The sequence below is a fragment of the Falsigemmobacter intermedius genome, assembly GCF_004054105.1.
In the GTDB taxonomy this organism is placed as follows: domain Bacteria; phylum Pseudomonadota; class Alphaproteobacteria; order Rhodobacterales; family Rhodobacteraceae; genus Wagnerdoeblera; species Wagnerdoeblera intermedia.
Window position 1 is genome coordinate 1 of record NZ_SBLC01000062.1, and the last position, 9,279, is coordinate 9,279.

8 protein-coding genes and 1 tRNA gene are annotated in these 9,279 nt (G+C 60.7%); 3 read left to right on the forward strand and 6 right to left on the reverse strand.

Annotation, left to right across the window (positions count from 1 at the left end):
• Window positions 1-196 precede the first annotated feature (196 nt).
• Both EP867_RS18160 and EP867_RS18165 read right to left on the reverse strand, forming a co-directional pair.
• Window positions 197-270: transfer RNA gene (locus EP867_RS18160), tRNA-Cys, on the reverse strand.
• Between the two features lie 87 nt (window positions 271-357).
• A complete protein-coding gene (locus EP867_RS18165; RefSeq protein WP_128490875.1) occupies window positions 358-795 on the reverse strand; it encodes an Lrp/AsnC family transcriptional regulator in 438 nt (145 codons plus the stop codon).
• Between the two features lie 108 nt (window positions 796-903).
• Between EP867_RS18165 and rocF the strand changes: the two genes are divergently transcribed.
• The 3 genes from rocF (at window position 904) to EP867_RS18180 (ending at window position 3,147) form a co-directional block, all read left to right on the forward strand.
• On the forward strand, window positions 904-1,830 hold the full coding sequence (rocF, locus tag EP867_RS18170) for an arginase (protein WP_128490876.1): 927 nt from the start codon (window positions 904-906) through the stop codon (window positions 1,828-1,830).
• 9 nt (window positions 1,831-1,839) lie between these two features.
• On the forward strand, window positions 1,840-2,889 hold the full coding sequence (locus EP867_RS18175; protein ID WP_128490877.1) for an ornithine cyclodeaminase: 1,050 nt from the start codon (window positions 1,840-1,842) through the stop codon (window positions 2,887-2,889).
• A gap of 66 nt (window positions 2,890-2,955) precedes the next feature.
• The gene (locus tag EP867_RS18180; protein ID WP_128490878.1) at window positions 2,956-3,147 is read left to right on the forward strand and encodes a zinc-finger domain-containing protein; all 192 of its coding nucleotides are present in this window, start codon (window positions 2,956-2,958) and stop codon (window positions 3,145-3,147) included.
• Window positions 3,148-4,325: 1,178 nt separating this feature from the next.
• Here EP867_RS18180 and EP867_RS18185 read toward each other — a convergent pair.
• From EP867_RS18185 to fliK, 4 genes are all read right to left on the reverse strand, one after another.
• Window positions 4,326-6,638, reverse strand: coding sequence for an AI-2E family transporter (locus tag EP867_RS18185; RefSeq protein WP_164888942.1), 2,313 nt, complete (start codon window positions 6,636-6,638; stop codon window positions 4,326-4,328).
• A gap of 169 nt (window positions 6,639-6,807) precedes the next feature.
• A complete protein-coding gene (locus tag EP867_RS18190) occupies window positions 6,808-7,416 on the reverse strand; it encodes an HD domain-containing protein (RefSeq protein ID WP_128490880.1) in 609 nt (202 codons plus the stop codon).
• 62 nt (window positions 7,417-7,478) lie between these two features.
• On the reverse strand, window positions 7,479-8,138 hold the full coding sequence (locus EP867_RS18195; protein WP_128490881.1) for a flagellar hook capping FlgD N-terminal domain-containing protein: 660 nt from the start codon (window positions 8,136-8,138) through the stop codon (window positions 7,479-7,481).
• A gap of 11 nt (window positions 8,139-8,149) precedes the next feature.
• Window positions 8,150-8,725, reverse strand: coding sequence for a flagellar hook-length control protein FliK (gene fliK / locus EP867_RS19940; RefSeq protein ID WP_164888943.1), 576 nt, complete (start codon window positions 8,723-8,725; stop codon window positions 8,150-8,152).
• Window positions 8,726-9,279: the final 554 nt, after the last annotated feature.

The window sequence follows — 9,279 nt, forward strand, 5'->3', positions numbered from 1 at the left end:
AATGGATTATGACGATCCCACCTTGGCACATCCGATGCCGTCGGGGGGGCGGTTACATCATCAGCGCCCTCGGCAAGAGATGCGCGCGCGTCAAGCAAGGGAGAAACGGCAATGAACGGAACGAGTATAGAACATAAACCTGATACCCTCAGTGATACCCTCGGGTGGGCCATGCTTGCTAAATCATTGAAGGTATTGGAGGCGGGTACCGGAATCGAACCGGTCTTCACGGATTTGCAATCCGCTGCGTAACCTCTCCGCCAACCCGCCGTTGCTCAGAGTAAGTGAGGATTTACCCTGGTCCGCGGCAGGGAGCAAGGGGCTGAGGGGCAGGAATTTGCTGAGAACGCAGGGAAATTACGTCAAACGTGACGGGCCGCGGCGGGTGGTCAGCAAAAGATTGGTCTCTGAGCGGATGATTCCCTCAATCTCGCGCACGCGATGGATGACGTCATCCAGCTCCTGCAGGGTCGCGGCGCCGATTTCGGCGATGATATCCCAGGTGCCGTTGGTCGAATGGACCGCCTGAATATGCGGCAGACCCGACAGCCGGGCGAGAATGCGCGCCCCTCCGCGCCCCTCAATGCCGATCATCATCAGAGCGCGCACGGGGGCTTCCGTCACCTCATGGCGCGTCAGAACGGTGAAGCCTGCGATGTCTCCGCGGCTGCTCATCCGTTCAATCCTCTGACGCAAAGTGGCGCGGCTCAGCGACAGTCGGGCGGCGAGATCGGACAGAGACGCGCGGCCGTCACGGCGCAGCTCTGCAAGGATCTTCTGATCGGTGCTGTCCATATTGAACATCCTGATGGAGCAAACTGAGAGGTTCAGAAAAAATCTATACTCCAATGTGGCTATCGACCGCCAGTTTCAGCCTGCACTCTGGAGAAAATGGAGAGGCTTATGCAGGAAAAAATCCTTATCGGAGCGCCGGTCGATTCCGGTCAGCGTCAGCCGGGTTGCCTGATGGGGCCGGCAGCCTATCGCGTTGCGGGGATCGCGCGTGCCCTGCAGGACTTGGGACATCCGGTGTCGGACCGCGGCGACGTGGCGATGGATCCGCTGCCGGAGGTGCGCTCGGAGAATCCGGCGATTGATCAGCTGCCGCAGACCGTTGCCTGGACGGCGGCGCTGTCGCGGGCGGTCGAGGCGGTTCTGAAGGACGGCGGCATGCCGATTACGCTCGGGGGCGATCACTCGCTTGCGCTTGGCACGGTCGCGGGGGCCGCGAAATACGCCGATGAGCAGGGGCGACCGCTTTTTCTTCTCTGGCTCGATGCGCATTCCGATTTTCACACGCCCAGGACCACCACTTCGGGCAATCTGCACGGCACGCCGGTCGCATATATCGCCGGCCGCGACGGGTTTGAGGCCTTTCCGGCCTTTCCAGCCCCGCTTCCGGCAGAGCGTATCTGCCTCTTCGGGATACGCTCGGTTGACCCGGCAGAGCATGCGGCTTTGCAGCAACATGATATTGCAATCAATGACATGCGCGTTCTGGATGAACAGGGAATCGTCGCCCCGCTGACCGCTTTCCTCAACCGGGTGGCCGAAGCGGGCGGCATGCTGCATGTCAGCCTTGATGTCGATTTCCTCGACCCGTCGATCGCTCCGGCGGTGGGGACCACCGTGCCGGGGGGCACGACGTTTCGTGAGGCGCATCTGGTGATGGAGCGTCTGTGCGACAGCGGTCTGGTGACGTCGCTGGATCTGGTTGAGCTGAACCCCTTCCTTGATGAACGGGGCCGCACTGCGAAGCTGATGGTTGATCTTGTCGCATCCCTCATGGGGCGGAAGGTCTTCGACCGTCCCACCCGCAGTTATTCCTGAGGATTTTTCATGACCGCGCCTTCCGACCGCGCTCTCGTTCCCTTTGTGAGCGTGGCGCAGATGATGTCCCTGATCGGCCGCATCGGGTTGAAGCCCATGCTGCGCGGCCTTGCGGATGAGATTGAAGCCGACTTCCGCCGCTGGGAGATGTTCGACAAAACGCCCCGGGTGGCCTCACATTCTGACATCGGCGTGATTGAACTGATGCCCACCTCAGATGGGGAAAGCTACGGGTTCAAATATGTGAACGGGCATCCCGGCAATACGCATCAGGGCCTGCAAACCGTTACAGCCTTTGGGCTTTTGGCCGATGTGGCAACGGGTTATCCGATCCTTCTGTCTGAGATGACCCTGCTGACCGCGCTGCGGACGGCGGCCACCTCGGCCCTGGCGGCAAAGTATCTCGCGCCGCGCGATGCCCGCTGCATGGCGATCATCGGCAATGGGGCCCAGGCCGAATTTCAGGCCATGGCCTTTCAGACGCTCTGCGGCATCACAGAGATTCGGCTCTACGATATTGATCCCGCCGCCACGCGGAAATGCGCAGAGAACCTTCGCAATCAAGGACTTAGCTTGGTGCTCTGCGCTACGGCGGAAGAGGCGGTTCAGGGAGCGCAGATCATCACGACCTGCACCGCCGATAAGCAATATGCCACGATCCTGACTGACAATATGGTCGGGGCCGGCGTTCATCTGAACGCGGTGGGCGGTGACTGCCCTGGCAAAACCGAACTGCACCGTGACATCCTTCTGCGCTCCTCAATCTTCGTCGAATATCCGCCGCAGACCCGGATCGAGGGGGAGATTCAGGCGCTTGAGGCCGATCATCCGGTGACCGAACTCTGGCAGGTCGTCGCCGGCCGGGCAGAGGGACGCAGGGATCCTGCCGGGATTACCCTGTTCGACAGCGTCGGCTTCGCGATCGAGGATTTCAGTGCGCTGCGCTATGTCCTTAATCAGGTTCGGGCGGGTGCGGAGTGTGACCTTCTCGATATGCTGGCAGACCCTGACGATCCGCGTGATCTTTTCGGAATGCTGCTTCGCGCCGGAGCCGTCTGAAGCTGCCTTGCCCCGGCAGCGGCTGCCGGGGTAATGTGCGACAATACGCCATCTCAGGAGAGCCGGATGTCCGCCCCGCAGCCCGACCACCAAGCACCGGAAACGCAACATGTCATGCAGTCGAAAGTCGCCTGTGACGGCGGCGAGGGCGCGCTCGGCCATCCGCGCGTCTGGCTGGCAATCGGGGAAGAGGGCTGGGTTGAATGCCCCTATTGCGACAAGCGCTACATCCTGGATGGCCCCGCCGGGCATCACTGATCTGACCTGAACAGATCACAGATCCGCCGACCGCAGTCCGAAAGGGCTGCGGTTTTTTGTTGCGCTGAGGGCTTTGGGGGGGGCAGGCAATAAATCTGGATTTATTGAAGATTATCAGCCTTATGCTTATTATTTAAGTTGTATGAATAACACTTGTATTTATGTCATCTCCGATGACCCTGTCTGTCTTGCTGCCCGCAGACATGGGCGAAGCTCATATTTGAGGGTCGTCTCTCTGCGGTGGCGTCGCGCAGCGTGCCTGACCAGCCTCCGCAGCGCCTGAAGTTACGCGGGCCGTAAGGTTTTGGGGCTTGTTCGTTTTGCCGGTGAATAGGTGAGATGCAGCCAGACGCCGCGCGAACAGCCGCCTTTCGGAAGGCGGACTTCTTAATTCGCAGCGTGAGGGCGCGTCCCGCTGAATGAAGCTATGGAATTTGGCTGGGGAAGGAATGGCTACGCTCCCCTGCCACGACAGCCCTTCGATATCTGAGTTGTTAGAGGCGCACTCATGGGCTGCGCCAGCGGGCTTCTTCAGCTGATGTGATTCGAGTTGACCGGGCGTCAATGCCAGCACTGTCAGTTGCGCCGCCTTATCTGCAGTGATCAGAGCATCTGAAATCGCAGGCGGATAATTTCGTAAGCTTTCTTAGAGATTTTTGCTTTCGGAGCAGGTGGTAGCATCTGGTTCAGCCAGGCGGTTCGCGGATCGAAAGCGTTTGACCGGGCTTCTCTGGCCCCTCGATTCTGGTGCCTCGTGATCTGTTGAGGCGGCTGTGAACGACCGGGCTGGCATCTGCGGTGTGCTGAGCAGGTTCAGTTCAAAGCCTTTCCAGAACTGGCTGCCAGCATTTGCGAAGGGAAGGGAGTCAAATCTGCTTCGGGTGACGGCTGAAACTCTCCGATTTCGCGCTGCCCGATTGATCCCGGCAATGTGCAAAAATGAAGAATTTTGCCCGAAGGGACTCATGCAACCGGGATCAGCCGCAACTGCGATCGCTGCAGTGCAGGTTGATGGATAGGTCAATGGGGGGGGGATTTCGACGAGGATCAGACATCCGATCTGAGCCTCGTCGATTGAAAAATGACGCAGCGGCGAAGTAATTTTCTACGTCTATAGTATGATCATTCTGGTAAGATAATGATCGTAAACTTACTTGCAGTCCTTTAATGATTGCAGATTAGTCCGGCACCCTCTGGCCCAGTGTCATTGAACCATTTTCTGCCCTGCCACGGAGCTCGGGTGCTTCGGTTTCCTCCCCGGTAATGGCGCTGGCCACGTCAGCCGCCAGTTCACCGAGCAGTTCAATCTCATCCTCAGTGAGCTTTCGCGGGCTCGTATCCAACAGGCAGAGCGCGCCGAGGACGTGGCCATCCGGGGTCTGGACCGGAACGCCTGCGTAGAAGCGCGTGTTCCAAAGCCGGATCGCCGGATGGTCGCTGAAGCGCGGATCGCGATCGGTGTCAGGCACGACCAGAGCCTCTCCCGCAGAGACCACATGATCGCAGATGGCGTCGCTGCGCGGCATGGTGATCATATCGGTGCCGTCACCGGTGCGGCGGCCCGGTAATTCCATGCTTTGACCGACGATATATTCCTGCTCTTCGTCGATCGCGGAAATGACCGCGAAGGGTACGTCAAAGACGTCCGCGGCCCGTTTCGCCAGGGCATCGAGCTCCTCACGCATGTGGCCCTGCAACACCATGGTTTCGCGCAGTGCCGTGACCCGCTCGCTGTCATCCTCAGGTGCCTGAGCCGTCCGGATCTCGGGAACTTCCCCTTTATCGAGCATGCGCGCGATGCGCAGCCGCGCCTCGGTCATCGAGGTGACAATCTCATCCGCTCCGAGATCTTCGGCTTTGAGGTCCTCAAGGACAGTCGGCGGCACGTTCCAGAGTGCAAGGACGATCCGCACGCCGGGCCAGCGATGGCGCAGACGGCGGCAGAAATTCCGCGCAGTTCCCGCCGGATCGGCGCTGAAATAGCTCAGAAGAATGATCTCAACGCTGTCAAGGTTCAGCTTCTCAACATAGCGGCTGGTCACCACGCCTGCCGGGCGCTGCTCTGCGAGAATGCCGTCGAAGGCCAGGGCATGGGCCAGCATTTCGCAGGCCACGGCGTCGATTTCCCACCGTCCCCCGACCGCGGCGACCAGAGGCTGTCCCGACGGCGGTGCGGGCGGAGGGTAGTCTTCGCGCAGATCGTCGAGCATCAGATCCATGCCATTGGCGACGCGCAACCGATGTTCCGCACGGGCATAAAGCGAGAAATCCTGACTGACGCGGCGCAGCACTTCGATGCCGGTGTCGTTGTAGAACTCCGTCACCGAGGTAGCCTCGATCTCTGCGCTGGAGATGGCGATGGCCTCGTCCGCGTCATCGGCGAGCAACCGTTGATAAATCCTGGTTGGCGGATCAAGCGCGGGGGCCGAGCCGAGGATCGTTTCAAGGAAACTTAACTGTGGCAGATTTCGCCCCAGAACCAGAAGACAGACCGTCAGAGGCGTGGACAGAATCAGCCCGACCGGTCCCCAAAGCGCCGTCCAGAAGGTGGCAGCGGCGATCAGCGACAGGGCCGACAGGCCGGTCGAGGTGCCGTAAAGCAGCGGCTCAATGATATTGTTGCTGATAAGTTCGAGAAGCAGGATAAGCGCCAGGGTCCAGAGAACCATTTCCCAGCTCGGATCGACGGCAAAGGCCAGGCTGAGCGGGAAAATCGCGGAAAGCATCGGCCCGACATAGGGGATGAACCGCATGACTGCGGCGAGTGAGCCCCAGAGGATCCAGCCGGGAACGCCGATCAGCCACAGCCCCAGTGCCATCGGGATGCCGTAGCTGACGTTCACCAGCAGTTGCATCAGAAGGTAGCGCGAGATGCGGGACCCGGCTTCTTCCAGCGCATCGGTGGCCCGGTGAAGATTGCCGCCCAGAATGCGCAGCAGGCGGTCCCGAAGGTCGGAATTATCTAGCAAAATCAAGAATACAAAGACAATGACGATACCGGCAGTTGCCAAAGGCTCCAGCGCGGGGGCGAGCCAGGCGACCGCCGTTTCAAAAGGAGAGACGGGGGGCGGAACAACCTGTACTTTCGGCAGGGGCTCCTCCTCGTTTTCAACCGCCTGATCGACCTCTTTTTGCAGGGTATCAACGGTGCGCATCGCGCCGTCGAGGATCCCGGGCCCGCGCATCTGCTGCGAAAGATTTGAGACCTTTTCGCGAATGGTCTCCTGATAAGTCGGAAGTTCCTGCGCGAGGCCCCTCAACTGTGAGCCAAGCAGAACCCCAAGGCCCCCCAGCAGCAAAAAGACCGTGAGCAGCACCATAATTACCGCGATGACCCGCTGCACGCCGATCCGGACCAGCCAGCTGACCAGAGGGGACAGCGCAAAGCTGATGAGGACAGCCACCGCAAGCGGGATCAGAACGTCCCGGCCGACATAAAGGCCGGTGATCAGCAGAGCCGCGATCAGCAGGCCGGCAGCGAAGTGAAGCAAATCGGGACCGCCATTTCCGGACGGGGGACGGTCCAATCCGGTGCGAGGGTCGTGAGAGGTCTCGGGCGACTGGGGCATGAAATACACTGCATATAGGAAAACACCCGCTATGCCGGGCAGAATTTAACGTCCGGCTCTGCGCCACGGTTCCCCAATGCAGCGGTCTGATCTACCCGTGATTGTGCGCGTCCATTTCCTGCATCAGCCTGGCACAGCGCGCTTCAAAGTCGCGTCTGACTTCGCCCGGAGGGCGCAGCTTAATCTCAGCTAAAGCGGCGAATGCGGGATCCTGCCGCCCGAAGAGGGTATCCGCCTCTTTGCGGCTGAAACCAGCAATGTGAATGGCTTCTGCCCAGGCGGAAAGCCGGTCTGCTTTTTTGATCTGCGTTTTTATGGCAACCGGCAGGGAGGCAGGCAGGCCAAAGCGCAGATGGATCGCCGCCGTAAGGCGGCTGTCCAGGTCGGCGTAGCCCGGACCGATCGCCGCTTTGACCGGGCTGATCATATCACCGATCACATACTCCGGCCCGTCGTGCAGCAGGGCGGCCAGGCGCCACTTCGGGCTTTCCAGAGGATTCATCTCTGTGAACAGTCGCTCAACCAGCAGGGAATGTTCAGCGACGGAATAGGCGTAATCGCCCTCAGTCTGGCCATTCCACCTTGCGACAAAGGCCAGTCCGCGTGCGAGATCCGCAACTTCTATGTCCATCGGGGTCGGATCCAGCAGATCCAGCCGCCGCCCCGATAACATCCTCTGCCAGGCCCGCGGCTTGGTCATTTTAGTCACCCTGCTCCAGATCGTCTCGGAATTGGTAGCCGGGGGGGAGAGCCCTGTCAAAGTCACGGACGCCTGAGCGCGAGAGCCGCGTTGGCGGGGATTTCGCTGCCGTTTGACAGAACCAGAAGCCCCGCGCCCTCAGCGCTCAGCCGCACTTCTTTAATGGCTGCAAGGTGGGTGACCGGGGCTTCGCGCAGCGCCCCCGAGGCGTCTCGTGCTTCGACGGAGAAAAAATATTCGCCCTGCGGCAGAGGGGTGCCACTGGCCGAACTGCCCGCCCAGGTCACCTCTCCGGAAGTCCGGGGCCAATCCTGTCGCGCAACTTCCTGCCCGGTGGCATCGCGTATGATCAGCTGTGCGCTTGCAGCGCCCGGCGGAACGCTGGCGCGCAGTGTTAAAGGACTGCCGGCGAAGCGGGCCGGTGTCGGGAGTTCCGCTTCCATACCGATCAGGCCCGAGAGCGTTGTCAGGCCCCCGGCACCGCCGCCGCCTGCAATCTGCTCCAGCCAGGCGTTGGTGCGTACCTGCTGCTCAACACCGGAGAAAGTTGCCAGCTGCGTCGCAAATTCGGTCGATTCCATCGGGTTCAGCGGATCCTGATTTTGCATCTGAGTGGTCAGCATTTTCAGAAAAGTCTGAAAGTCCGATGAGATGAGGGAAGATTGGCTCCCCGTCGGCTGAGGGGCCTGTGCCGCAGAGGTCAGAGAGGTAACACTGGTCATTCGCTGTCCTTTCAAAGTCTTAAATCAAGCCCGTCGCTTCCCTGCCTCACGGCGGTTGCCGCAGCGTGGAGCGGGTTGTCGTCAGGGCGGAGTGCCGAAGGAGGGGGCTGGCCTGCCTGTCCGGGACCGGGGTCTTCGTGATCGCGGCCCTCGAAGCTGAAGCTGACATGGCTGAAGCCCTGCTCATTCAGGCCCTCCTGCAGATCCCCGCGGCTGCGGCGCAAAAGGTCCATGGTTTCAGGGCGGTCGGCGGCAAAGCGGACCTGTGCAAGCTCACCCTCCGTCTTCAGAGTAATCCGCAGCCCCCCCAGTTCGGGCGGATCAAGCTGAAGCTCGATCTCATTATTCTCCAGCTTTCGCAGAGCGGTCAGGATCTGATCCGGCAGACCGGGCGATGACCGGAGGGCCTGAGGAGGGGCGGCGGCCTGAGTGGGGGGGCTGTCATTTTTTAAGGCTGTCAGCTGAAGATCGAAGCGATTTTCCGCAGTGGGAAGGTCACGCAGAGAGACGGGCGGGCCGATGTCGCCGGTCAGGACTATCGGGTCCGGCGTTGCGCCTTTGGACGCCTGCGGCAGGACAGCCGGCATCAGGATGCGGCCTTGAACGTCCGATTCTGCTGCCCTAGGGGCAGGGGCGGGTTGAAGTCTGCTGAGAACATCTGGCTCCCGGTGCAGGGCATCGGCCCTCGGATCCGGGTTCCTGCTCCGTGTCTTTGGCTGTGCTTGCGCCGCTATATCGGGGGGCGCGGACGGATGGGCGAGCGCTGGCTCAGTAAGTGATGCTTCAGGTGGGGGGAGTTGCAGGGCGTCCCCCGATGTCACCACGGCTGTGGTGACTGCGGTTTGCATCTGCGGAGCTGAGTGTTGGGCTGAATGATGCTGGGGAAAAGCCAGGTGATGGCCTGTGGAGGCAGGGGGAGAATCGGTACCTGCCCGGGCGGGAACGGAGAGATCCGTCCCGTCCTCTGCAGGCGGACCCTTATGGTCCGTATCCGGCGTCTGCATCCCATTGAGATCTGCGGTTTTGTTCCAGCTCCATAGCGGCGAGTTTTCTTCTGAGGTTTCAGAAGGATGTCGAGATGGCAGATTGCGGAGAAGGATTTGTTGGTCGGTGCGCGGTTGTGGAGGCTCGCCGGAGCAAC

Bases quoted from the DNA above. Each gene is read 5' to 3' on its own strand.
- EP867_RS18180 (WP_128490878.1), top strand. From the start codon at position 2,956: ATGTCCGCCCCGCAGCCCGACCACCAAGCACCGGAAACGCAACATGTC.
- EP867_RS18175 (WP_128490877.1), top strand. From the start codon at position 1,840: ATGACCGCGCCTTCCGACCGCGCTCTCGTTCCCTTTGTGAGCGTGGCG.
- EP867_RS18165 (WP_128490875.1), bottom strand. From the start codon at position 795: ATGGACAGCACCGATCAGAAGATCCTTGCAGAGCTGCGCCGTGACGGC.
- EP867_RS18190 (WP_128490880.1), bottom strand. From the start codon at position 7,416: ATGACCAAGCCGCGGGCCTGGCAGAGGATGTTATCGGGGCGGCGGCTG.
- rocF (WP_128490876.1), top strand. From the start codon at position 904: ATGCAGGAAAAAATCCTTATCGGAGCGCCGGTCGATTCCGGTCAGCGT.
- EP867_RS18195 (WP_128490881.1), bottom strand. From the start codon at position 8,138: ATGACCAGTGTTACCTCTCTGACCTCTGCGGCACAGGCCCCTCAGCCG.
- fliK (WP_164888943.1), bottom strand. From the start codon at position 8,725: ATGCCGGCTGTCCTGCCGCAGGCGTCCAAAGGCGCAACGCCGGACCCG.